This window comes from Priestia sp. P1_B12_1 (assembly GCF_056406695.1).
Genome location: NZ_JBFTZR010000006.1, coordinates 71,793 through 95,683 on the forward strand (window position 1 = coordinate 71,793; position 23,891 = coordinate 95,683).

General features: G+C 37.6%; 28 protein-coding genes and 1 pseudogene. 17 read left to right on the forward strand and 12 right to left on the reverse strand.

The window, feature by feature from the left end:
* Positions 1–5: 5 nt before the first annotated feature.
* Positions 6–362 carry a helix-turn-helix domain-containing protein gene (locus AC1D0Y_RS19490; RefSeq protein ID WP_028409189.1) on the reverse strand — a complete coding sequence of 119 codons (357 nt, stop codon included), beginning with the start codon at positions 360–362 and terminating at the stop codon, positions 6–8.
* Positions 363–630: 268 nt separating this feature from the next.
* Between AC1D0Y_RS19490 and AC1D0Y_RS19495 the strand changes: the two genes are divergently transcribed.
* The 3 genes from AC1D0Y_RS19495 (at position 631) to AC1D0Y_RS19505 (ending at position 3,771) form a co-directional block, all read left to right on the forward strand.
* On the forward strand, positions 631–1,614 hold the full coding sequence (locus AC1D0Y_RS19495) for an asparaginase (RefSeq protein ID WP_025751148.1): 984 nt from the start codon (positions 631–633) through the stop codon (positions 1,612–1,614).
* Positions 1,615–1,634: 20 nt separating this feature from the next.
* A complete protein-coding gene (gene aspA, locus AC1D0Y_RS19500) occupies positions 1,635–3,065 on the forward strand; it encodes an aspartate ammonia-lyase (protein WP_477707856.1) in 1,431 nt (476 codons plus the stop codon).
* A 289-nt stretch (positions 3,066–3,354) separates the two neighbouring features.
* The gene (locus AC1D0Y_RS19505) at positions 3,355–3,771 is read left to right on the forward strand and encodes a YhfM domain-containing protein (RefSeq protein WP_477707857.1); all 417 of its coding nucleotides are present in this window, start codon (positions 3,355–3,357) and stop codon (positions 3,769–3,771) included.
* 280 nt (positions 3,772–4,051) lie between these two features.
* Here AC1D0Y_RS19505 and AC1D0Y_RS19510 read toward each other — a convergent pair whose 3' ends face one another.
* A complete protein-coding gene (locus tag AC1D0Y_RS19510; RefSeq protein WP_013083843.1) occupies positions 4,052–4,321 on the reverse strand; it encodes a GlsB/YeaQ/YmgE family stress response membrane protein in 270 nt (89 codons plus the stop codon).
* Positions 4,322–4,671: 350 nt separating this feature from the next.
* On the opposite strand from AC1D0Y_RS19510, the gene AC1D0Y_RS19515 reads away from it, so the two are divergent.
* Positions 4,672–5,487 carry an STAS domain-containing protein gene (locus AC1D0Y_RS19515; protein WP_477707858.1) on the forward strand — a complete coding sequence of 272 codons (816 nt, stop codon included), beginning with the start codon at positions 4,672–4,674 and terminating at the stop codon, positions 5,485–5,487.
* 43 nt (positions 5,488–5,530) lie between these two features.
* Here AC1D0Y_RS19515 and AC1D0Y_RS19520 read toward each other — a convergent pair whose 3' ends face one another.
* Positions 5,531–5,716: an aspartyl-phosphate phosphatase Spo0E family protein gene (locus tag AC1D0Y_RS19520; protein WP_013057763.1), complete on the reverse strand. Its 186-nt coding sequence runs from the start codon at positions 5,714–5,716 to the stop codon at positions 5,531–5,533.
* A 157-nt stretch (positions 5,717–5,873) separates the two neighbouring features.
* Positions 5,874–6,137 (reverse strand): GlsB/YeaQ/YmgE family stress response membrane protein, encoded by a 264-nt coding sequence (locus AC1D0Y_RS19525; RefSeq protein ID WP_013083841.1) that lies wholly within the window; start codon positions 6,135–6,137, stop codon positions 5,874–5,876.
* Between the two features lie 204 nt (positions 6,138–6,341).
* Between AC1D0Y_RS19525 and AC1D0Y_RS19530 the strand changes: the two genes are divergently transcribed.
* The 3 genes from AC1D0Y_RS19530 (at position 6,342) to AC1D0Y_RS19540 (ending at position 8,340) form a co-directional block, all read left to right on the forward strand.
* Positions 6,342–7,100: a GNAT family N-acetyltransferase gene (locus tag AC1D0Y_RS19530; protein WP_231504538.1), complete on the forward strand. Its 759-nt coding sequence runs from the start codon at positions 6,342–6,344 to the stop codon at positions 7,098–7,100.
* Positions 7,101–7,242: 142 nt separating this feature from the next.
* Positions 7,243–7,719 carry a hypothetical protein gene (locus AC1D0Y_RS19535; protein ID WP_098332023.1) on the forward strand — a complete coding sequence of 159 codons (477 nt, stop codon included), beginning with the start codon at positions 7,243–7,245 and terminating at the stop codon, positions 7,717–7,719.
* A 138-nt stretch (positions 7,720–7,857) separates the two neighbouring features.
* Positions 7,858–8,340, forward strand: coding sequence for a membrane lipoprotein lipid attachment site-containing protein (locus tag AC1D0Y_RS19540; RefSeq protein WP_028409184.1), 483 nt, complete (start codon positions 7,858–7,860; stop codon positions 8,338–8,340).
* Positions 8,341–8,376: 36 nt separating this feature from the next.
* Here AC1D0Y_RS19540 and AC1D0Y_RS19545 read toward each other — a convergent pair whose 3' ends face one another.
* Together AC1D0Y_RS19545 and ytvA are read right to left on the reverse strand one after the other, a co-directional pair.
* Positions 8,377–9,210 (reverse strand): STAS domain-containing protein, encoded by an 834-nt coding sequence (locus AC1D0Y_RS19545; RefSeq protein WP_028409183.1) that lies wholly within the window; start codon positions 9,208–9,210, stop codon positions 8,377–8,379.
* Between the two features lie 238 nt (positions 9,211–9,448).
* Positions 9,449–10,231: a YtvA family blue-light photoreceptor gene (gene ytvA / locus AC1D0Y_RS19550; RefSeq protein WP_028409182.1), complete on the reverse strand. Its 783-nt coding sequence runs from the start codon at positions 10,229–10,231 to the stop codon at positions 9,449–9,451.
* Positions 10,232–10,383: 152 nt separating this feature from the next.
* Between ytvA and AC1D0Y_RS19555 the strand changes: the two genes are divergently transcribed.
* The 4 genes and pseudogenes from AC1D0Y_RS19555 to AC1D0Y_RS19570 all read left to right on the forward strand — a co-directional run.
* Complete coding sequence (locus AC1D0Y_RS19555; RefSeq protein WP_081085271.1) at positions 10,384–10,647, forward strand: hypothetical protein; 264 nt, start codon at positions 10,384–10,386, stop codon at positions 10,645–10,647.
* Positions 10,648–11,001: 354 nt separating this feature from the next.
* Positions 11,002–11,667, forward strand: a complete 666-nt coding sequence (locus tag AC1D0Y_RS19560; protein ID WP_028409181.1) for a cobalamin B12-binding domain-containing protein — start codon at positions 11,002–11,004, stop codon at positions 11,665–11,667.
* On the forward strand, positions 11,654–12,478 hold the full coding sequence (locus AC1D0Y_RS19565; protein WP_028409180.1) for an STAS domain-containing protein: 825 nt from the start codon (positions 11,654–11,656) through the stop codon (positions 12,476–12,478). The genes AC1D0Y_RS19560 and AC1D0Y_RS19565 overlap by 14 nt, the downstream gene beginning before the upstream one ends.
* A gap of 134 nt (positions 12,479–12,612) precedes the next feature.
* Positions 12,613–12,993, forward strand: a pseudogene (locus AC1D0Y_RS19570) (EamA family transporter); the annotation flags it as partial.
* A gap of 113 nt (positions 12,994–13,106) precedes the next feature.
* Here the strand turns inward: AC1D0Y_RS19570 and AC1D0Y_RS19575 are convergent.
* Positions 13,107–14,021: a LysR family transcriptional regulator gene (locus AC1D0Y_RS19575; protein ID WP_028409179.1), complete on the reverse strand. Its 915-nt coding sequence runs from the start codon at positions 14,019–14,021 to the stop codon at positions 13,107–13,109.
* A 409-nt stretch (positions 14,022–14,430) separates the two neighbouring features.
* Between AC1D0Y_RS19575 and AC1D0Y_RS19580 the strand changes: the two genes are divergently transcribed.
* On the forward strand, positions 14,431–15,534 hold the full coding sequence (locus tag AC1D0Y_RS19580) for a citrate synthase/methylcitrate synthase (protein ID WP_016764746.1): 1,104 nt from the start codon (positions 14,431–14,433) through the stop codon (positions 15,532–15,534).
* A 55-nt stretch (positions 15,535–15,589) separates the two neighbouring features.
* On the opposite strand, the gene AC1D0Y_RS19585 is transcribed toward AC1D0Y_RS19580, so the two are convergent.
* Positions 15,590–16,054 carry a DUF4306 domain-containing protein gene (locus AC1D0Y_RS19585; protein WP_223260182.1) on the reverse strand — a complete coding sequence of 155 codons (465 nt, stop codon included), beginning with the start codon at positions 16,052–16,054 and terminating at the stop codon, positions 15,590–15,592.
* 188 nt (positions 16,055–16,242) lie between these two features.
* On the opposite strand from AC1D0Y_RS19585, the gene AC1D0Y_RS19590 reads away from it, so the two are divergent.
* Positions 16,243–17,127, forward strand: a complete 885-nt coding sequence (locus tag AC1D0Y_RS19590; protein ID WP_025751162.1) for a diacylglycerol/lipid kinase family protein — start codon at positions 16,243–16,245, stop codon at positions 17,125–17,127.
* Positions 17,128–17,155: 28 nt separating this feature from the next.
* On the opposite strand, the gene AC1D0Y_RS19595 is transcribed toward AC1D0Y_RS19590, so the two are convergent.
* Positions 17,156–17,719: a YitT family protein gene (locus tag AC1D0Y_RS19595; protein WP_016764744.1), complete on the reverse strand. Its 564-nt coding sequence runs from the start codon at positions 17,717–17,719 to the stop codon at positions 17,156–17,158.
* 358 nt (positions 17,720–18,077) lie between these two features.
* Here AC1D0Y_RS19595 and AC1D0Y_RS19600 point away from each other — a divergent pair, with 358 nt between their 5' ends.
* Complete coding sequence (locus AC1D0Y_RS19600) at positions 18,078–19,247, forward strand: MFS transporter (protein WP_477707859.1); 1,170 nt, start codon at positions 18,078–18,080, stop codon at positions 19,245–19,247.
* Positions 19,248–19,431: 184 nt separating this feature from the next.
* Positions 19,432–19,878 (forward strand): GNAT family N-acetyltransferase, encoded by a 447-nt coding sequence (locus tag AC1D0Y_RS19605; protein WP_028409176.1) that lies wholly within the window; start codon positions 19,432–19,434, stop codon positions 19,876–19,878.
* A gap of 328 nt (positions 19,879–20,206) precedes the next feature.
* Here the strand turns inward: AC1D0Y_RS19605 and AC1D0Y_RS19610 are convergent, their stop codons facing one another.
* Both AC1D0Y_RS19610 and AC1D0Y_RS19615 read right to left on the reverse strand, forming a co-directional pair.
* Positions 20,207–20,563, reverse strand: coding sequence for a hypothetical protein (locus AC1D0Y_RS19610; RefSeq protein ID WP_028409175.1), 357 nt, complete (start codon positions 20,561–20,563; stop codon positions 20,207–20,209).
* A 66-nt stretch (positions 20,564–20,629) separates the two neighbouring features.
* Positions 20,630–21,496, reverse strand: coding sequence for a YitT family protein (locus AC1D0Y_RS19615; RefSeq protein WP_013057742.1), 867 nt, complete (start codon positions 21,494–21,496; stop codon positions 20,630–20,632).
* 162 nt (positions 21,497–21,658) lie between these two features.
* Here AC1D0Y_RS19615 and cobT point away from each other — a divergent pair, with 162 nt between their 5' ends.
* On the forward strand, positions 21,659–22,696 hold the full coding sequence (gene cobT / locus AC1D0Y_RS19620) for a nicotinate-nucleotide--dimethylbenzimidazole phosphoribosyltransferase (protein ID WP_477707860.1): 1,038 nt from the start codon (positions 21,659–21,661) through the stop codon (positions 22,694–22,696).
* Positions 22,697–22,754: 58 nt separating this feature from the next.
* Here the strand turns inward: cobT and AC1D0Y_RS19625 are convergent, their stop codons facing one another.
* Positions 22,755–22,889, reverse strand: coding sequence for a hypothetical protein (locus tag AC1D0Y_RS19625; protein WP_013057740.1), 135 nt, complete (start codon positions 22,887–22,889; stop codon positions 22,755–22,757).
* A 317-nt stretch (positions 22,890–23,206) separates the two neighbouring features.
* Here AC1D0Y_RS19625 and AC1D0Y_RS19630 point away from each other — a divergent pair, with 317 nt between their 5' ends.
* Positions 23,207–23,887 carry an FHA domain-containing protein gene (locus AC1D0Y_RS19630; RefSeq protein ID WP_028409173.1) on the forward strand — a complete coding sequence of 227 codons (681 nt, stop codon included), beginning with the start codon at positions 23,207–23,209 and terminating at the stop codon, positions 23,885–23,887.
* Positions 23,888–23,891 lie beyond the last annotated feature (4 nt).

Here is a 23,891-nt window from a genome sequence, read left to right on the forward strand (position 1 = left end):
CTTCTTTAAATTGAAGAAGGTGCAGTTTCTTTTTCAATTTGTCTTTTAGCACGAATAAAAGCCGTCAGCTGCTGAATTTCTTCTTGAGATAGTTCCGCACCGTCGACTGTAATCGTATGAGGTTGAGGCGATGTTAATTCGATGGATGCATCTGAAAGAGAGTGAGGTTCCTTTTCCTTACCTAGCAAGTAGTCTGTTGATGTATCAAATAGTTCTGCGATTGTAACGAGTGCTTCAAGAGAAGGACGACGATAGCCAGATTCGTATCCTGCGTAAGTGCTTTTAGCAATTTCAAGCTGGTCAGCTGTATATTGAAGAGACCATTTTTTTTCTTTCCTGAGTTGAGCTAATCTGCTTAACATTCATGACGCTCCTTTGTAGGTATAGTATGTAAAAAAACCGAGGCATTCAGCTCGCGCGCAGATCTTTGTAATCAAACCGTGAGCTAATTTACATTTTTATTCATTATATCATTGCTGCAGAAAAAAGTGTACGCGAAACGAATAATTTTTCTCTTGATTTATTGATTTTTGGTTACTATAATTACAGGTGAAGTACGCGAAATGAATATAATTTATTTGATAGATTGTCAGGTTTTTTTACAAAAATTAAGCAAAGGGGATGTCGGTTTTGAAAAAACTATTATTGTTATCAACTGGTGGAACGGTCGCTTCACTTGAAGGTGAAAATGGACTTGTTCCTGGAATGGAGCCAGATCAATTACTAAGCTACATACCTGATTTAAATGAACACTGTCAAATTGACAGCAAATCTCTTATGAATCTTGATAGTACAAATATGCAGCCAGAATGTTGGATAGAGATGGCAAAAGCGATTGAAGAGCATTATAATGAATACGATGGTTTTGTTATCACCCATGGAACTGATACAATGGCCTACACATCGGCAGCTCTTTCTTACATGCTTCAGCATTCTAAAAAACCAATTGCGATTACAGGATCTCAAATTCCTATTTCATTTAGTAAAACGGACGCGAAGCGCAATATTGCAGATGCGATTCGCTTTGCTTGTGAAGAAACAGGCGGAGTCTATGTAGTCTTTGACGGTCGTGTGATTCAAGGCACAAGAGCAATCAAGCTTCGTACAAAAAGCTATGATGCATTTGAAAGCATTAATTATCCATACGTGGCGTCTATCCATGATAATGCGGTGGAATATACAAAACCCGTTCGCTCTAGTAAAGAAGAGCTGACGGTTAATACATCTCTTTGTACGGATGTAGCGGTTGTTAAACTGTTTCCCGGCATTAAACCCGAATTTTTCGATGGATTAAAGGATGTATATCAAGGCGTTGTTGTTGAAAGCTATGGAAGTGGAGGTATTCCATTTCAAGTTCGCAACATTTTAGCCAAGCTTGTTGAGTTAACACACCACGGTGTATCCGTTGTCATTACGACTCAATGTCTTGAAGAAGGAGAAGACATGGGCATTTATGAAGTAGGCCGAATGATTAATCATGATAGCGTCGTTCGCTCAAAAAACATGAACACAGAAGCCATTGTTCCCAAATTAATGTGGGTGCTCGGACAAACCAAAGACCCTCACCAAGTTAAAAAGATGATGGAAACGTCGATTGCAGAAGATATTAATTAAAAAAGAAAGCAGGTACAGCTATGAAACAAGAAACAGCAGGATATCGTACAGAAGCTGATTTTCTAGGAGAAAAACAAATCCCAGCAGACGTATACTACGGTGTACAAACCGCACGTGCCGTAGAAAATTTCCCGATTACGGGTTATAAAGTACATGAAGAAATGATTAAAGCGCTTGCTATTGTAAAAAAAGCGGCAGCGCTTGCAAATATGGATACAAAGCGCTTGTATGAGGGTATTGGAAATGCGATTGTGCAAGCAGCTGATGAAATCTTAGCAGGTCAGTGGCATGAATACTTTATTGTGGACCCTATCCAAGGTGGAGCAGGAACGTCAATGAATATGAATGCTAATGAAGTTATTGCAAACCGTGCCCTTGAAATTATGGGAGACAATAAAGGCCAATACGGTAAATTAAGTCCGAACAGCCATGTGAATATGTCTCAGTCAACAAATGATGTATTTCCAACGGCTATTCATATTTCAACGCTGAACTTATTAAATAAACTTCTTGTTACAATGAATGATATGCACGATGTGTTTAAACGAAAAGCACAAGAATTTGATCATGTAATTAAAATGGGCCGTACGCACCTTCAAGACGCTGTACCCGTTCGTCTTGGTCAAGAGTTTGAAGCATACAGCCGCGTGTTGGCGCGCGACATTAAGCGTATCAGCGCAACGCGTGACCATTTGCATGAAGTAAATATGGGAGCGACAGCTGTTGGAACAGGCTTAAACGCAGATCCTCGCTATATTGAAAATGTAGTCAAGCACTTAGCCGATATCAGCGGTCTGCCTCTTGTGCATGCAGAGCATTTAGTGGACGCTACTCAAAATACAGATGCTTATACAGAAGTATCTGCAGCGCTTAAAATCTGTATGACGAATATGTCTAAAATCGCAAATGACCTGCGTTTAATGGCATCTGGACCTCGTGCAGGTCTAGGAGAAATCAGCCTTCCTGCTCGTCAGCCTGGTTCTTCAATCATGCCAGGAAAAGTAAACCCGGTTATGGCTGAATTAATCAATCAAATTGCGTTTCAAGTAATGGGAAATGACCAAACGATCTCTCTTGCTTCAGAAGCAGGTCAGATGGAGCTTAACGTCATGGAACCTGTGCTTGTATTTAACTTGCTTCAATCAATCAGCATTATGAATAACGGTTTCAGAAGCTTTACAGACCACTGTTTAGCAGGAATTGAAGCAAACGAAACGCGCATGAAAGAATATGTAGAAAAAAGTGTAGGAATTATTACAGCTGTTAACCCTCACTTAGGCTATGAAGTCGTATCGCGTATTGCACGTGAAGCGATTTTAACAGGAAAACCAATTCGTGAGCTTTGCCTTCAATACGATGTGTTAACAGAAGAGGAATTAGATCTCATTTTAAATCCATTCGAAATGACAAATCCTGGTATTGCAGGAAGTTCATTGTTTGATCGTCAGTAAAAAGAACGGCTTCCATAAGGAAGCCGTTTTTTTATAAAGACATTTGCTGAATGACTGAGCGCATTCAACATACAAAAATAAACGCCTCTATTCGCGCTGTTCATGTCATAGAAGATGTCGAATCGTAACGAAAAACTGGATCCTTTCGGGGATTCAGTTTTTTTGAGGAAATGAAGCAGGGATTTAGATGAAGAAAGGAGAATGCAAAAAGAGATTTAAAAACGAGCAGCTGGTAGCATCATTCAACAAGAACATCTCATTTCAATTACACAAAGAAAGGTAGATGTAAATGAAAAAAGTATGGTCTGGATTAGTTGTTCTCATTGCTATTTGTTGGGTGGTAACAGGATGTCAGCAAAGCAGTGCTTCAAGCGGCACTGTTGAACAAAAGCTCGTAATCGAAAAATACATAGCCGATAATCAATATGGCCATGCGGTTAAAATGAAAGACCAAAATCAAGTGCAGAAAGTGGAGCAGTGGTTAAAAGATGTACCATGGAGAGAAGAAAAAGCTGAAATGATTCGAAAACCTAACTACATTCTCCACTTTGAACCGGTGGAAACAAAAAAGGATATAAAGGTACAATCTTATCGGATGTGGGTCAACTTAGAAAACGAAACCGTTGAATTAGCTACAGATACACACTACGCACAGTTAAAGGGCAAACAAGCAAGATCATTTATTGAATTAGTAGAACCGAAATAGAAAGCAGCTATACAACAATGTCCAATGAAAGCTAAAACTGCACTTGTTCATATTGAAGCTATCTTCACCGATATGCTTGATGATCTCGAAGGTCCAAAGCTGCTCATTACTAACGCGCTTGATATGAGGGTATAGAAGTATTAAATGTGAGAGGTGACAAGCAGCAATTTTTAAATGTAGCAACAAAGAATTACACTTACAGGTAGGTCCATTGTTAAAATATTTTACTACAAGAAGTAAGGAAAAAAGAGAAATCAAAACGCTGATTTCTCTTTTTTATTCAGGCATGTCGATGATTGTTATTTCCGCGCATTTTGCGTAAAACAAAACTCACAATTAAGACTAAAATAACAGCACCAATAATAGCAGGGACAATTGCGAATCCGCCGATCTCTGGACCGAAATCTCCAAAAATTAGAGAGCCTAACCATGCTCCAATGAACCCAGCGATGATGTTTCCGATAATTCCACCTGGAACATCTCGTCCCGTTAACACACCAGCAAGCCAGCCGATAAGTCCTCCAACAATAAGCGTCCAAATAAATGACATATACCTAACCTCCTTTTTATAGGGAATTCCTTTTCATTCTTTCCTAAAACACACCCTGTCATGCGACATGCTTGCTGCAAACCCTTTTACATTTTTTCATTTATTTATCATATATGCTAAGATAGCCCAACATTAAATTGAAGAGTTATGTATGAGAATTCACTGTGAAAGTAACGATAAAACGAAGGAGAGAAGTTCAGCTTATGTACGGTTTAAATTCAATTTAGCTCATTCTATTCGTAAAAAGGGACATCCGGTTCACTTTTTAAAGCTTTTTCCCCTAGTTTTACTTTTTTTAACGGTATTTGTGATATCATTTTAAATAAACAAATTCTTAACGGGAGAACAATATGGAGTCATTATTATTAGATAAAAAGCTTAAACACATTACGAATTTAATTCTAGAAAAAAAAGAAGAGTTCTCGAAACAAAAACAATATGAAGAAAAAAATATTCAACAACAGTTAGAACCGTGGCGCGTTCATTTAATTCAAATATATGCTGATTCTGTCTCAACAAATGATACAAAAAACTTTGAAGTGCTTGAGGAGTGGGGAAGAGAAGTAGCCAATTTACTCGTTGTCCTTCAGCTTCCTTTGGATGTAGCATTAGAAGAAATCAGCTATTGCCGAAATCTTATCGGGGAAATTATTAAAGAAGAGGCAAAAGCCGAAACGTTTACGTTTGATGCCTTCTATCAAGTTATTTCTCGTTTCAACGTAGTAGTAGATAAGGCCGTACACTGGGTTAGTAAATCATATATGACCGACTTTGCAAACAAAATCCAATCGGCTCGCTATGCAATTGATGAACTTTCAATTCCTGTGGTACGCATTACGAAAGAAATTGGTGTGATTCCTCTTGTTGGCGATTTAGATACAAACCGTGCTCAAATTCTAATGGAAAATGCGCTTCAACACGGCAGCGACTACAAGCTAAATTGGTTAATTATTGATTTATACGCGGTTCCAATTATTGATACGATGGTAGCGGACCAAATTTTTAAAGTAATCGGTGCTTTAAGATTATTAGGAATTCAAGTGGTTTTAAGCGGGATTCGTGCTGAAATTGCTCAGACGATGGTGAACTTAGGGTTAGATTTGGCTGACATTACGACTTTCAGTAGCCTTCACCAAGCAGTGGAATACGTTAATCAAGCGGACTAATACAACACAAAAGCCCATGAGTATGTAACCATATCATGGGCTTTTATTGGTAAAAGAAAATTTGAAGCTTATTCAATAAAGCATCTAATGATTGACTAACTTGAAGTGTGTTAGGACTTGTCATTCCTTCACGGACAGCCGTTTGAATCATTAACGTTCGTGTCTGTTCGATTTCTTCTATTAGTATTTGGTACATGGATTTGTCTTTTGAGTGGGTTGAAAGCAGCATGTTAATTCCTCTTTTTTCTATAATGATTATGGTTAAATTAACATTAATAGGTTTATTTTTCAATATTATGAAATTAAAAATAGTAAATTTTAAGAATTTTTCATATAAAAAAGAACCTCTTTTTCAACAGAGGTTCTTTTTCTAATATAATAATTTATTAGGCATGTTTATGACTGCCACGCATTTTTCTCATAATGAAACTTACGATTAACACTAAGATGATTGATCCGATAATAGCAGGAATAATAGCAAATCCACCTACAACTGGTCCGAAGCTTCCAAAGATAGCTGAACCTAACCAAGAACCGATAAAACCGGCAATAATGTTACCAATAATACCTCCCGGAACGTCTCTTCCCGTAATTAATCCGGCAAGCCACCCAATAATACCACCTACAATAAGTGCCCATAAAAATGACATAAATATCATCCTCCTTTTTAATGATGTATTGCTTATATAGGTTAATACCCCACTTAAAAGAAAACTATTCATAGAATAGCAAAAAAAATAAAAAAAACTTGTAAAAGGATTTAAGAACTGCGATAGAGTCATAGAAAATAGACTAACTAGTATATAATAGAAAACGGAACATAGTTTAGAAAAGAAAGGAGACATGAAGTGAAAATGAAAAATCAAAGCGAGGTAGTAGAACAGCACTTGATTCAGCATTGGATGTATTTTCAGCATACGAAGAAATCTGTGAAGGTGGATACATCAGAAATTAAATGGATTTCTGCATCTCCTTACAATCGAGGCATATATGCAGGAACCCGCCATATTGAGCCTGCGTTGGGAATATGCCCTCGGCAAGGGGAGGAACCTCTATGGATTGTTGGTCCATCTTCATATGATAACCTTGGGCCAGTTCTCCATAAAAACGGATTTGTTCCTTCTGAAAAATGGATCGGAATGATTCAGCACATTCAAGAAAAAGAATACATACATACAGGAGTAGAAGGGTTTCAATGTAAGCGAGTGCGCACAGAAGCTGAACTGAAAGAATGGATAACGGTATACATAGACGGCTATCAAAAACCAAAAGAATATCAAGCTGACTTTCTTGAAAGGTTTAGGGAGCTTATGCAGCACGGTGACCAATATCAGTTATATCTGGGCCTTTATCACAACCAGCCAGCTGTAGCCGGGTCTCTCTTTTTTTATGACGGTACAGCGGGTTTGTATTGCATCACTACAGCTAGACATATGAGGAGAAAAGGCCTGGCCACCGCATATTTGAAGGAAGTTCTTACTGAAGCAAAAAAACAGGCGGATACGTGTATTTTGCATGCGACAAGTGCAGGAAAGCCAGCCTATGAAAAAATTGGTTTTACAGCGGTTAACGAATTTGATGTATACAGATGGAGAAATAGAGATGGAACATAATGTGCTGAGGTTTGTGAGAAAAGAGACAAATTTCGACAAATTTTTAAAAAAGTGTAGCTTCCACTTCGTTTTTGGTGTATCCTAGGAAAAAGCAGCAGCATGAGCTAGTGTTGTACATAGAACACAGATAAAAGGAGTCATTATGAAACATTTTTTTAAAACGAGCACGTTTTGGATAGGTTTGGTTGTCGGAATCGCGCTCACATTTGGGGGATATTTTACTGTTACTAGTATTTATGATTATTATTTAGGACGAGAACAGCTGAAAGTATTGACTGCCTCTCAGAAAAACCTTCAAACTGCTTTTAAAGAGTATAATCAGCTGATGGCCGAAAAAAAAACCAAAAAGCAATTTATCAATGAACTCGATGATATTTCAAATACTATAAACTATGAATATAATGAATTAGCTTCCCTTGACCCTACGATGAAAACGATGTATAAGCATACGGGCGTCATCGATGATATGGAACTGATGATTGATAATATCGATAGCATCTATGAATTAACGATGAATGATCACAAAAACGCAACAAAACCGCTTCAAACCTACGTATCTGATTTAATGGAATATGTAGAAAAAGATATGAAAAAAGAAATCAGCATGCTAAGTAAATAGAACAAAACAGCTGTCTAAACAAATAGGCAGCTGTTTTTTTGTTGATTATAAAAGGAATCTTTTGGTTGCAGGCGAAAGAGTATACTATGCACCCACTCACTTACGTGCACCACGTTTACAAAAAAGGGAGGACATAGTATGAAGAAAGTGGTGATTATCCTATTTAGTTTGTTTTTATTAGCGGCATGTCAGGTTCCTACAGCTGAAACGCTTGAAGATTCTTATCCACCCGCTATAAAAATAATAGCGGAAGGCAAAGAAGCCATCATCAAGCCTTTATTCTTCTGCTGGACCGAATGTGAAGCTGATTTTGGCGAACGAAAAAATTTTAGACAAATTGTTATGAAAGATAGTATTCCCGTCTCTCAAGGTGGGCAAGTGTCCATTAAAATAGATGGTAAAGAACCTAATGCCCTTTATTACAAACAAATTCGTAATCAGTCTATTTATGAAAACATCGTAGAAAAAAAGGACATAAAAAAAACATCTGCTATTACAGTAGATTCTGCCTCTCACAGTGACAGTGATCGGTATATACTCGTAGCAGACTGGAAAGATAACAACGGGAAAAAGTTAATCGGGCGTGTCTACTATACCCCAGTAAAATTTGAAACACCATAGATATGGCTCTCTATGCTGTAATAGAGAGCCATATGCTTAACCAATAGAATTAAGAGCTTGTGCAAGAGAAGAAGTAGTTTTAACATGTTCAAATGAAAGTCCTAAACGAATGGCAGTTTGAGAAATTTCCGGTCGAATTCCAGATAAAATGGTTTGCACACCAATTAAACGGAGAGCTTTTACCAAATTAAAAATCTCTTGTGCCATCATCGTATCAATCGTAGCTACACCGAGCAGGTCAATACATAAATGTTCAACGTCTTTTTCCGAGCATTGCTGAAGCGTGTTTTCTAAAATAAACTGACTTTTAACCGTTCCAATATCTCCCACAAGAGGCAGAAGGGCAACTTTGTTTTGAAGCATGATCACAGGAGAACTTAATTCATTAATTAACTCTTTCTGAGCGTTCAGCTGTTCTTGCGTATTTTTATGATATTCTTGAATAAAGATATAAATAGATAGATCAAACGCTTTAACAATAATGTCATACCACATAAATATCTTATCCACGCTTACCTCTTCTGAATGCAAAGAGATAAACTTCTTTAAGTAATTAACAACAATTTTTTGTGAATTAAAATATTCTCGAATAACAAAGTGAAGAGGCGTACTTAAATGCTTTGGGTCACGTGCAAGTTCGACCGACCACTGCTGGAAATCGGAAAAAAAGTATTCCTCATCTTTTATAAATACGTCAAATAAATGCTGAAAATAATCTTGATTTTGCTGCTTCAGTTCTTTCACAATTACTGGATTTTTACTCGAATACACGGAGAACTCGTTTTCATCGTCGAGCTGATTGTACCAGTCTTCGGTTAATTGAAGAGAATGTTCTTTAAAAAAATGATATAAGTCCTGATTTTTATGCATGAAGACTCTCCTTATATATGTATAGTCTAATTGATTTATAAATAAAGGCATAAAAGCATCCCCTGATCTAGAGTGAGGATGCTTATAAATAAATCCATTATGAAGCGCATTTATTTTCCTATACGCCTTGTTTTCCCTAACTGTATACTCTCAAACCCAATTTATTAAAAAATAAACATTTTTTAACTACCATATTCATGCATTTTACCTATTTTTCATAAAGAACCACTTCTTGTGCTTATAGCTTTAGCTTCCGTAAGGCGTCTTTAATGCTTTGGTAGACTAAAATAAAGGACATATCATCTTCTATAGTGCTCATATGTATGGCCATGTTAGGGGAAATTCCTGTTAAAACGAGCTGAGTTCCCATTAGCTTCAGCCAATTGTAAATATTAAGAATATCACGGCCGAATGAATCATTAAATTGCGCTAACCCCGAGACGTCTAGGATTAAATAACGATCTTTGCTGCTTGTGTTACGCGAGGTGAAGCTATTAAATAGCATTTCTATACGACGTTCGTTTAACGTTCCGATTAATGGAAGAACAGAGATTCCTTCCTCTATTGGCACGATAGGGGTGGATAGCCTTTCAACTTCTTCCAAAGCTTGCTGAAGATGTTCCTGGGCTGTAATTTCTATCGTTACGTCTTTTTGAACACCAATAAAGTAGTATTTATCTTCTTCTTCTATATATGTCGGGTCAATTGTTAGCTGATTATGAAAGAAAGAGCCGTCTTTTCGATAATTAACAAGTGTAACAGAGACTGACTGATTGCGGCTGATAGCGCTGCGAATTTCATCAACGTGGTGCGGATTTGTAAGAGGGCCTTGTAGAAAACGGCAATTTTCCCCTAATACTTCTTCTTCCTTATAGCCGGTCATAAGGGAAAACCCTTGGTTGAGGTAAATAATTGGATTATCAGGTAAAGAAGGATCCGTCACGATAATACCAGATTGTGAACTATGAAGGGCTTTATTTAAAATGGACCATTTTGAATCTTGAGCTTCAGGTGTAGTCAATGCATTCCCTCATTCCTTGGAATTTTTATAAAAATATTGTGACATAAACATGTCAAAAAAACAATTTTCGACGCGTTTGTTCCTAGAGAAAGAATGAAGATAAGGAAAAATATGTTATAATAGTTTCAGGGGCAAAGGGAGTGTGAACAAATGTGATAACCATCAATTTATTTAATGTTAGTTTCTTTGTGATGGCGCTAGCAGGCTTTATTCTCATTTTTTGTTTGCGTATAAAGTTCAAGCGGCCACTGTCATTATTTAAATGGTCTTTTTTATTCGGAACAGTGCTGCTGTCGCTAAGCTTATACTTGTTTATGGCGACCAGCCAATATATTCATTTGATATGCAATACAATCGGCTCAGTTATGACAGCGCTCTATCTTATCAGTATTATGATTGGAGCAGAAGAATCATAAATACATATGTTTAAAAGTCTATTAAAAGTGGAAAAAAGGAAAGATGCATAAAAGAGAAAGAGACGCACTTACATTCTCTTAGCCGACGAAATGATAACAACTTGAAAAACACTTCGGTACAAGATGCCGAGGTGTTTTTCATAAATAAAAGGAAAAGGAGAATATTTAGAGAAATACTAGTCATATTTCATTCAGTGTAGTAGAATGAAAAGTTATTATTCTATTTTTATGTTGTTGCTATTGGCAACATGTGTTAGTCTAAGAGTGGTATACATTTTAGGCGATCTTGAAAAAGAGAGACGAGAAGCTTTTATTCAAGTTTCTTAAAAGCTTTACGTTTACTGAGGTGAAACAATGAAATCTCAAGTACAAAAATTTGTAGGCTATTTATTAGCTGGTGATCAAGACAGCGCCTGGGAAGTTGTGCTAGAAGAAATCCAACAGGGAAAGAACAGCCTAGATATTTATGAAAATTTAATTACAACCGCAATGCGAGTAACTGGAGATATGTGGGAAGAAAATATCATTTCTGTAGCTGATGAGCATGTTGCAACTACGACATGTGATTATGTGCTAACTCGCTATCGCTTTTATAAAAAAATTCAGGGACACGCTTCAGACACCGCTCCAAGGGCACTGCTTCTATGCTTGGAACAAGAACAGCACTTCATTGGTTTAAAGATGGTGGCGTTATTGTTTGAGGAACACGGTTGGAATACTCGCTTTTTAGGGGCCAATCTTCCTCTGGAATACGCTGAGAAAATGGCTATAGAATGGAAGCCTCACATGGTAGGATTATCCGTCAGCATCCCTTATCATATTGAGAGGCTTGCTGAATACACCAAAACTTTGGACAAATTAGAACCAAGACCAACAGTAATGGTAGGAGGGCGCTTAGTTTCTCAAATTGATTTCCGTTCTTACTGTTCTGAGCATACACGCCTAATTCCGGATCTTCACCAACTAAATAACTGGTTAATCAGTTATCACAAAGGAGTGGAAGTTAATGTCGATGCTTGAATATGTTCCAATTCCTTACTTTTTAGTGGATACTGAATTTAATATTTTGGAATGGTCGCAACAATCAGGTCATTTATTTAAGCCTTCAGCTAATTTTTTAGATCTTGTAGACGTATTTAGTCAAGAAAAGGCGAGAAAGTTTTTAAGCTTGCGCCAAAAAGATTCTCGAGAATTGTCTGTAGACGAACCCCATGATGAGCAAACGCTTGTCCAAAGCCGAGGCCAGGCTATTCAGAAAGTAGAGCTTGTGATGCAAACCAATGATTCGCCTTATTCACTGTTTGAATGCTTAATTCAATGGGATAGTGATATAGGTCATTTAGTTTGTATTCGCCAAGATGAACGTATACAAGAGCTAACGAATCTTGTTCAAGACCATCGGAAACGATTAGCAGATACAGATTTTGAACTGCTTGAACAAAAAGAACGTCTTGAAAAATCATTACAAAAAATTAAGCAGTTGTCCGCTTCTTTTATTAAGTTATCCTCTAAAGTAGGACTTATACCTCTTTTTGGAGACTTAGATACAGATCTTGTAGCTGAAAATACGTCCATTTTGCAAAACTTTGCGCATGAAGGAAATTACACCACGCTTCTATTTGACTTTGGGGGACTAGATATATTAACGACCGAAGGAATTCAAGCTTTTGCAGGCTTTATGCAGTCCTTCTATCTCATGGGTATCACATGCTATATTATTGGCATGAAGCCGCACCATACGGCTGCTCTGAAAAATAGAACGTTTGGTGAGCAAATTATTTATATGAATAACCTGAGTGAAATTATTGCTGTGAATAAAAATGTGAGTTAAAAGAGTGGAGGAGAAGAAAGTTATTCTTCTCCTCTTTTTGTATACACTTCTCTTCTTATAATTAAACATCTATTAAAGAATCTTTTTATATTTCAGCTGAAAGAATGGCGTTAAGACGTTGAAGTCCTGTGTCGTTTTTAATTAACGGTATTCAAATGTTTTACGGGGGAATATTTCTACTGGTGCTATCTTTGTGTACAGAGCAGATCCATGTTTCAACTATTATGCCTTGGAACGCAGTATGGTCTATTGTATATTTAATTTTTGTTGGTTCAATTGCTGGACACGGCTTATATTATTGGCTAATCGCCCAAACAAATCCGGTTTTTCCATCTACTTGGTTGTATGTATCTCCTTTAATCGCAGTGTTAATCGGCTATGTAGTCTTAAATGAAGCTATCACGCCTTCTATTATTGGCGGAGGCCTTCTTATTTTAATAGGAGTGTTTATGGCCAATCGTGAAGCTTTGGGAGTACATTTTAAAAAAGGTGTGCTATTCAAAAAGCAGCTGTAAAACAAGTCGCCATTTGCTGACTTGTTTTTAGTTGATCGCAAGACAAAAAAGATTGAAGAAAGATATAAAAGATGACTAAAAGCCTCTTCCTAATGAAAGAAGAGGCTTTTTTGTTAAGAGTTTGCTGACATCGTATGAGACGGCAAAATGATATCTTGGTCTACTAGGAAGGATAAAAGTTCCCGTGTAGCATATGACATATAGCGATCTTTTTTCAAAATGATGCCGAGCTCCCACATTGGGGTAGGTGCGGCAATTGGAATACTTTTAATAAAAGGGTTATTGATCTTTGGAAACACGGACTTTGGTAAAATTGCAATACCTAATTCAGAAGCGACTAGTTCAATAATCAAATCCCATTGCGAACTTTCGTACGCTATTTTTGGATGAAAACCCGCTTGAATGCACTCATGAATAATGCGATCATGAAGAGAAAAATCTTTGCTGAACAGGACAAACGGCTCTTCTCTAAGCTCGCTCAAAGCAACGATTGATTTAGATGCCAGCGGATGCTCATGATGAATGTATAAATTAAACTCTTCTTCAATAAACGGATAGACGTGAAAAAGAGGATTTTGAATAGGCAGCACGATAATGCCAAGGTCTACTTGTTCGTTTTCTACAAGTTCGACAATTCGCTTTGCGCCAAGCTCCACAAGCTCTAATTTTACCTGAGGATGTTTTGATGTAAAGTTTTTTGCAATCATCGGGAAAACAACAGTTCCTACTAAAGGAGGAATTCCTACTTTAATATCTCCTGTAGGAAGATTTCGTAAATCATCTAACAGAGCATGCAGCTCGTGAAGAGTGGATACCAGCTTTTGGCTTTGCCCATACACAATCTGTCCTGCATCGGTTAACGTCAGCTTTCGAGTAGAGCGATCAAAAAGATCTACGCCGAGTTCTTCCTCTAGTTTTTTTACAATTTTACTTAATGCTGGCTGAGACAAATGAATTGCAGCTGCTGCTTTCGTGAAACTTTTTTGATTAACTACTTCCATGAAATGTTGCAGTTCTCGAATATCCATAAATTCTCCTCACTAGTATTCTTAGTTTTCATACTATTTATTCTATTTATCTATTTTACTTATGATTCAAATAAATGTAAACTCTTACATAAGGAAGTGAATAGAGATTCATCTAAAAATAGTACATCAAATTCCTCTAAATACGTTAGAAACCCACATATTTGTAAGCGTTAACAAAAAAGCACCCTCGAAGAAAATCCTAGAAAAATATTTTTTTCTCCTGTAAAACAAAGCCGCGAGCGCAGAAATAACACGTGTTGAAATGTTCATTTTGTATACTGTTCTGACAATTAAGAAAGAGGAATAAAATGGTATAGTGAACCACTAAGGTGAGTCTATTCATTCTACAAACGAGCCGTACATAGAAAAAAGGGCCGGTTTGTTAAAAATAATTGGGGGAGTGGTTGAGATGACATACGTTAAAGGACTAGAAGGAATCGTTGCAGCTGAAACAAAAGTAGGGCACGTTGATGGAGAGAAAGGTCAGCTGATTTATCGCGGATATTGGGCAAAAGATTTGGCGATCAATTATTCTTTTGAAGAAGTTTCTTATTTAATTTGGAACGGCACGCTGCCAAATCATGATGAGTTAAAAGCATTCAAACAAAAAATGGTGACTCATCGTACGCTTCCAGCTAATATTGTTGCGTTAATGGACTGTTTGCCAAAAGATACAGAAGTGATGAGCGCGCTTCGCACATGTATCTCAGCATTAGGAGACCCTTCATACAGCTGGCCTCCGACAAAAGAGCAGGCGCTTGCGATTACAGCGGTAACACCTACCATTATTGCCTATTGGTATCGTAAAATGAATGATTTAGAAGTAGTAGAACCTAACGAGCATTTGGATCATGTAGCAAACTATTTATATATGATTAACGGAGAAATTCCAGATCAAAGTTTGGTTACTGCACTGAACGCCTATTTTGTTTTGACAATTGAGCATGGGATGAACGCCTCAACCTTCTCATCACGCGTTATTTCATCTACCGAATCTGACATGGTTTCAGCTATTTGCGGAGCAATTGGCGCGATGAAAGGTCCGCTTCACGGAGGAGCTCCTTCTGGCGTTATTACCATGTTTGATGAAATTGGAAGTGAAGAGAATATTGAGCCTTGGGTTCGTAAAAAATTAGATAATAAAGAGAAAATCATGGGATTTGGTCATCGCGTTTATCGTACACATGACCCAAGAGCAGAAGCATTAAAAGAAGTATCGAAACAAATCTCAGGAGACAACGGGCTATTTGATTTAATTGTTAAAATTGAAGATAAAACCATTGAATTACTCAATGAATACAAGCCGGGTCGAGGCATTTATACCAATGTAGAATATTTCGCTGCAGCGGTTATGAAAGCGGTTGAGCTTCCGTCTGAACTATTCACCCCAACCTTCACAGCAAGCCGTGTAGTTGGCTGGACAGCTCATGTCGTAGAACAGTCAGAAAATAATCGTATCTACCGACCTCAGTCTGCGTATATAGGTTATACGCCAGTTGAACAAAATCAATAAATAAACTCGCTTTCACATAAAAAACGTCGGTAGATCCGACGTTTTTTTCATATGGTTAAATATATTCTTTTTGAGAATAAAATCGCTTTAATAAATAGAATAATCCGACTGCTAAGCATAAACTTGCTGCAGCTAAGCTAGAGGTAATCATGGCGTGCTCACCTTCGGTAGGGGTATGTGAAAGTTTATAGCTGCTGTAGCATAAGAGAGCTGTGATACATAAACAGCAGGAGCTAATCAATCCATACCGCTTTTTGAAGCCAATAATAGATAGTAATACAATCAAATAAATTCCGCTCACCATCATCATAATTGGAAACTGAGGGTGGAATTTAATTGTATATAACAAATAATCGATGTGAGAATAGTGATGAACCGCCGAGGACTTTGTTAGCCCTCCGGTCAAACTAGCTGATAAAGGTCCTTCAAGCATCGAAGAGCCGTTATACCAAGTAGCGACTGAGGAAAGTAAAAAAACAAAACAACTTGCAAATAGCTGCGTCATGCATTTTATTGACACGTATAGAAAGCTCCTCTCAATAACCATCTTTTGTTAATACAAGTCCGAAAATTATTATAGCAGGTTTTGAAAGTAAAAAAAGTACTATTGGAATGGTTTCATAAAACGTTCATATTTGAAAAGGTTTGTTTTTTAAAAATAAAGGGAAAAAAAGTGAAACGGAAGATATGAATAGAGGAGAGAGAAAGATGAAGGCAGCAGTGATTTTGAATCCAAACGCAGGAAACAAAAAATTAGTAAATGAAATTGACTTTATATGTGATCGGTTAAACACTGCATTTGAGACGGTTACTTTATATAAAACAGAGCAACCTGGAGATGGTGCCGATCTGGTAAGAAAATTGGAAGGCAAAGCGGATGTCATTATTGGAGCAGGAGGAGACGGGACAATTTATGAACTCATTAATGCTCTTGCTCCGCTGCAGCAACGTCCTGTATTTGCTATTTTACCTGGTGGAACGTGCAACGACTTTTCGCGTGCAATTGGAATGAATCAAAATCCTTTAAAAGCGGTGGAGCAAATTATAGAAAAGCAGACCGAGGCAGTGGATGTTGGAAAACATGGCGAAGATTATTTTTTAAACTTTTGGGGAATCGGCCTCGTAGCTGATGTATCTGAAAATATTTTGGAAGAAAATAAAGAGAAATTTGGTAAGCTCTCTTACTACATGAGCGTAGGCAGAACTTTAAATCAAGCAGAGCCTTTTCAATTAAAAATGACGAGCGAAAAAGCTTCCTATGAAGGAGAAGCTGTTATGGTGTTAATTGGAAACGGTCCTTTTTTAGGAGGAACTCGCGCTATGCTAGGAAACAGCTCATTTCAAGACGGATTATTAGATGTATTCGTTATTAAAGAAATGGGAATCGAGCCGGTTATGGCATGGTTACAAACAAGCCCTGATGAGGAACAGCTTAACCCTGAAAGCAACCTTATGCATTTTCGTGCAAAAGAAGTTCATATTGAAACTACTCCTGAAAAAACGGTAGATTGTGATGGAGAAAAAGAAACGACGACACCTTCAACGATTACGGTTCTCCACAATCACATCAATATGATAGTCGGAAATAGATAAAAAAACGCTGGAAGTTCCAGCGTTTTTTTTATGAAGACAGCCATCGCGGAGAAGTAAAGAGCATAATCATTATGCTGCTCATCGTAATAACAAGCATGGAGTAGCAAAAAGCAGTAAATCCGATAATATGTAAGCCCACTATCATAATCGTACTGTCTAAGATAAAAATGGTTATTCCTATATTGATTTTCCATTTTTTCGATACAATAATGGCAATTAAATCAAGCCCATCCGAACTGATGCCGTAGCGAAGCATCAGCCCTATTCCCATTCCTACGAGTGCGCCTCCAAGCAATGAGCTAAAGAGCAAAGGAAGCTCCAGCGTACCTTCGAGAATAGAGAGCCATTCTGTCATAAAAAAAGAAACAAATAAACCTATACTTCCATAAAAAAAGTTTTGACGATGACGAAAAAAAGCATATAAATAGACAGGTACGTTCAAAAAGAAAATGGACAGTCCGATAGGAGTTCCAAACACATAATATACGATAAGCCCAAATCCTATAAGTCCACCGTCTAGTAAGTGATACGGAGCAATAAATCCGTTTAGCCCTAGTCCAATTAATAAGCTTCCACAGCAAATCGAAACCACTCTCGAAAAAATATTCCTCACCCTATACGTTAAATTTTAATAGGAGTACTCGTCCATCTATGTATATGGCAAGCTTAGGTTATTTAGAAGTAAAGAAGAAAAAAGAAAATTATGTAAAAAGTATTGATTCTATAACTCTGATATTCTATAGTTAATCTAACTTCGTTTTCACGACAATTTCTTGATTTTTTACGATACTGTTTAACTGTTTGTATTTTTAAATATATATATAAATTGTGTTTTGTAAAAAGCATACGATTGTAATAAGTCGGTAAAAGCAAGCCGCTATATAAAAGGGGTTGATTACGTGTAGGATTCTCTTTCTTTTCAGTCATACTAAAAAGAAAGAGGGATTGTCGTGAAAAATCGTTCCGTACTTTTTTTATGGTTTGGTCAAAGTCAAGCCAATTTAGCAGATGTATTATATATTGTTGCGTTAATCAGCATTCTTTATGCTCAAAATAGTTCTCCTGTGCTGCTTTCATGCATTCCATTTACCATTACGACTGCTAAGTTTTTGAGCAGTTTTACTGTGCCTTTTCTTATAGATCGCTACAGGGCTAAGCGTATTCTTGTTGTGTCTCAGCTGTTAAAAACCAGTGTTTTGTCTATGTTTTTCCTGTGGAATATGTCGCTTATCAGCATGCTGTGCTGCGTGTCGCTTATCGCTTTTTTCGATGGGTGGGCAGCTCCGGTTCAAAGCTCTATGCTTCCTCATTTAGTAGATAAAGAGAAGCTGTTGAAATGGAACAGTATGTTTAATGTCACCAATCAAACGATTCAAATTGCAGCCTATCCGCTTGGAAGCTTTCTGATCATTAGCTGGGATGCTACTGGCCTTTTATGGCTGTCATTTTCGTTATTCAGTTTGTCAATCGTATTTATGCAGGCTATTCGTATTAACGCTCATTCTTCTAAGACGAAGCAAAAACAAGGGTTAAAAGAGGGATGGAAGCTAATTTGGCATTATCCGCGCCTGCGGGTTTTATTAGTCATGGAGGTTTTAGAAGGAATGGCTGCCGGCGTTTGGGCATCAGCAATTGTCTACGTGTTTGTGAAAGAGATATTAAATAAAAATGAAGCTTGGTGGGGATATATCAACAGCAGTTTTTTTGTTGGAACGGTTCTTGGAGGTTTCGTTTTGTTGAAGATTTCAGTTGAACAAGAGAAAAGTCTTTATCATATCGTAACACTAGGCAGTCTTTTATCAGGTTTCTTTACATTATTGTTCGGAGTGATGCCTGCTCCTTTTCTTTCACTTTTACTTAGTTTTGCTATTGGCATTGCCCTTCAAATAAGCGCTACGTGTTCTTACACGCTTACACAAACGGCCGTTCCTTTAGAAAAGCTTTCTAAGGTACTTTCCGCTACGCTTAGCGTTTCATATGTGACGTTTGGGCTTTCGGTGCTGCTGCTTGGAGCTATTGCTTCGCTAAATGTAACGGCGGCGTTTCTAACAGCAGGAGGACTGATTGTAATCAGCGGCTGTGTAGGTTTATTCTTACGAAATTATGCGCTTGCTAACTAAAAAAGGTTGCTATTTGCAACCTTTTTTAAAACATCGTATTTTCTCTCCTCAACCATAAGCCGTATAAGGTTGTTTGCCTTAAATACCCCTTGTGTAAAAGTAGGGAGCTTTTCACGAAAACGAAAGGAAATAAAGTATGGCTATCGAATTATGTTAAGAGCGTTCAGCTAAAAGGAGTGATTAAATGGTTGTCATTCGACAGGCGGTTGAAACTGATCGAGAGCGACTGGCTACGTTAATGCAAGAATATATAGTAAAATTCTGTGAGCAGCCTGCCCCTTCCCGGAAAGCTTTAACTTTACATATTAAGCGCTTATTGAATAATCCTTCCTATGGTATCCAGTTTGTTGCTGAATTGGAAGGGAAACTAGTAGGTTTTGCGACGGTGTACGTATCGTGGAGCACCAATTATTTTAAAGAAACAGCCATCTTAAAAGACTTGTACGTATCTCCTTTAAACAGAGGAAATAAAATTGGTGAACGTTTGTTTAAGATCTGCCTGGCCTATTCTCAAAAGTATGAGTTTGCAGGGATGACCGCTGAGTGCAGCAGTGAAAATAAAGTGGCTCAAAACCTTTATCAAAAAATGAACGGTAAAGAAAATGCAGGGGTTCAATACCTTTTTTTTTAAGAGAAGTGCAGCTTTTACTTTTAAGACTTCTACTAAATGGCAAAAATATGTTATAGTATGAAAAGTGAAATTGATGAAAATGTCGGTGGGCTATATGTTAGATGATTGTATCAATAGTAGGGGGAAGTTGGACTAGCTGTTTGAAAGGCGGCCATCCTATTTTTAGTATAGCCGCAAGGAAGGAGCAGGACCTTGAAAAAAAATCCAATCTTAAACGCGTGGAAAATAGTAACTGCGACGAGCGGTTTTTTACTTGCGCTGTTTATCTTTAAAGTCCGAAAAGGAAGATAATCATATAAAGAAAGCTCCTCGATTGAGGAGCTTTTTATTATTTAGTAATAGGAAACGCCAAGGGAGTCACGGTTGATAAAGAATCTCTGTAAGAATGATAAGTGAAATAATGACGTGTTGGACTATAAATAGTCATGTAAAGTAAATAATCATATTTCGTTTCCATATAGAAAAAAACGCCGTCTATGTGGAGTGTATAGAAAGAGTACGAAATCCCGAGCAGCGTTTGCTTTTGTACACGTGTGCTGGGGTTTTCTTTAATCCATTCGTACAGTTCAAACACACTCACTCCTGGTGATGATTGCAGCGTATGTACTTTGTCATATAACTTATCAGATACATCAGAAACCGACTGTTTTAATTGGTGAAATAAGTTGGACATTTGTTCTTTCATTGTGGTGAGCTCCTTTACGGGTAGTCAGCTATTAGCATGCTCAGAGAAATCCACGCTTATGTATAGTTAGTGGATGGCTGATTTGAATTTGCCGCCATGCGCTTCTTGGGTATCCATAATGGTTGTAAAGGCATGTGGATCTATTTCGGAAATAATGGTTTTAAGCTTGGTAATTTCTAAACGCGTCACCACTACGTATATGACTTCTTTTTCTGTACCTTCAAATCCGCCTTTACCATACAGTTTCGTCACGCCGCGGCCTAAACGATGCGTAATAGCGTCTGATAGCTCTTCATAGTGATTTGAAACTATAAAAGCTGCTTTTGTTTCATCAAGCCCTTGAATAATCGCATCGATTGTTTTAGAAGCAATATAGTACGTAAGAATTGAGTACATGGCCTGTTCCCAACCTAGCACAAACCCTGCCCAAGCAAAAATGAAGATATTTAAAAACATCACAAATTCGCCCACAGAAAACGGGATTTTTTTTGTTAATAAAATACCTAAAATCTCAGTTCCGTCTAATGCTCCGCCGTGACGAATGACCGTTCCTACACCTGCTCCCAACAGCAGCCCGCCAAATACAGTAGCAAGAAGCGGTTCAGATGTTACGGCTGGAACATGGTGCAATTGAGATTCTACAATGGATAAAGCAACGACTGCAAACATAGATGAAAAGCAAAAGTTACGACCAATTTGTTTGTATCCACTATATAAAAAAGGGAGATTAAAGATGATGATAAGAAGACTGAACGGCAATTTCGTTAAGTACACTAAAATTAGAGAAATACCGATAATACCGCCATCAATTACGGAATTTGGGACTAGAAATAATTCGATAGAAACGGCAGCCAAGGAAGCCCCAATTAACATCATAATGTAGCGATAAATGAGCCGACCTGCCTTTTCCTTTTTGTGCTGTTTCGTTGTCATAAAATCTTTCCTTTCAAAATACTGCCTATACGCAACTCTTACTAGTATAACTAAGTCTTGGGAACTCTATCCAATTATCTACTTTAAAAAAGACTAGCCAGAATAAACAAAATCCTGTTAAATTAAACGGTAGACATTTGCTGAAATAAAGGAGCTGTACATATGATAAACGTATATATTCCAGCGCTTCAAACAAGCGCTGGCGAAAAAGCGGCACGCTATATTGATACATTAACCAAACCGATAGGAAGCCTTGGCAGACTCGAAGAAATAGCAGTGGAATTAGCGGCCATGACCGGGGAAGTTTTTCCGACGGTCACGCCGCCAGGAGTCCTCGTTTTTGCAGGTGATCATGGAATTGTAAAAGAAGGAGTTTCAGCTTATCTACAAGACGTAACGGCACAAATGGCGCTGAATTTTTTACAGGGAGGAGCAGCTATTAACGTGTTTAGTCAGCAAATAGATGCCCAGTTCAAACTGATTGACATCGGCATTGCTTCTGACCTTTCCCATAAGGACCTTGTACAACGCAAAGTGAAGCTGGGCACAGCAAGTTTTTATAAAGAAGACGCGATGACGCGCAGTGAGGCAGAACTGGCTGTTCAAGTCGGATATGAAGAAGCTGAAGAGCTTATTGCCCAAGGAATCAAATGTTTGATTGTAGGAGAAATGGGCATCGGAAATACTACGTCAAGCACGGCTATTTTAGCTGTATTGACAGGAGAAAAAGTCTCTAAGCTTGCAGGAATGGGCACAGGGATTTCTGATGAACAACTGCGCCACAAAGTGAACGTGATTGAAGAAGCGCTGCAAAACAGGCACATCAACCCTCAGGATCCGATTGATATTATCAGTAAAATAGGGGGTCTTGAAATTGCCGGGATGACAGGCGCTATGCTGGCGGCAGCTGCTCACCGTATTCCTATTTTAGTAGATGGTTTTATTTGTACAGTTGCAGCCCTTCTAGCGACAGAAATCAATACACAAGCAAGAGACTATATGTTTGCTAGTCACGAATCTGTTGAACAAGGCCATGCGTGTGCAATGAAGCTTCTTGGCAAGAAACCGCTCCTCAACCTCAATCTTCGGTTAGGTGAGGGAAGTGGAGCTGCTGTTACATTTCCGCTGCTGCACTCGGCTTCACTGATGATTGCCAATATGGCCACGTTTCAATCTGCGGGAGTGTCTGAGAAAGAATAAACCTAAAAAAGACATGGAAACAAAACCATGTCTTTTTTCTTTATTTTATAAAAAAATCTTATATTTTTAACATCATAAACCAATAAATGCTAAAGCTAGCACCTGTTAAAATAAATGATCCAATAATTAACAATACCAGTGCAACGCGTCGTTTAATCGCTTGAATTTCTCTATCTTTTGGCAAACGTCCCATTGGTCTTCCTCCATTATGTAAATATTTCACGTATTTTCCTATTTTACTCCGCTTTAAAAAGAGAGAACATATGTCAAAGTTACTAAAAATCAAATTATTTTACAAAAAATTGTATCCCCGTTACAGCAGTGCAAAGAATACGTATTTTTTCAGTTAGAAAAGGACTGCTCTAAAGGTTTACTTACATGGCAACAACCTTTATCATATAACTGACTATACTATGATGTTATCCAAAGTTGGAAGAAATCTCAATAAATGTGAGTGTTATAATTACATGATAAGAGTCAGAAAATTTTAAAAAAGAGTGTGAGCAAACAATGAACGGTATGTTGATTATTCAGAACGGTGCTCCTTTTTATGAAGGAGCTTCCGTGCCTATTCCAAAAGATAAATCCTGTATTATCGGACGAAGCAGTGAAGAATGGGAGCCTTATCTGGCCTTTCAAAGTGCTTACATTTCACGCAAGCATTTTGAAGTAACGTACGAAAGCAATGCTTTTTTCATTACAGACTTGTTTAGTAAACACGGGACAAAAGTAAATGGAGAAGAGTTACAGCCTGGAACCCCTCGTTTATTGAAAGAGCAGGATGTCATTACCTTAGCAAATGAAGAGGCAGCTTTAGTATTTAGAAATGATGATATGGATGCAACCCTCGATTTAGGACCTTTGCTAAAACAAATAAATAAGCCATTTTACACATTAGATCCAATTTTGCAGAAAGTAAAAGTAAAAGAGGAAACGTATATTCTGTCAGATAAAGAATACGCGTGCTTAGCTTATCTTCTAGAATACAACAATCAATTTGTTTCAAAAGAAGCATTAAAAAAAAGCGTTTGGCCTGAACGAGTAGAGTCAAATGGAGAAATTCTAGTAGCAGCAGAAGAGCTGAATGCGCTGATTTACCGGGTTCGCAAAAAAATAGGAACATATTTAGAAATCGAAGTGATTCGAGGAAAAGGATATTGGCTGCACTTTAACGAAAATGGACGTGAATAGAATC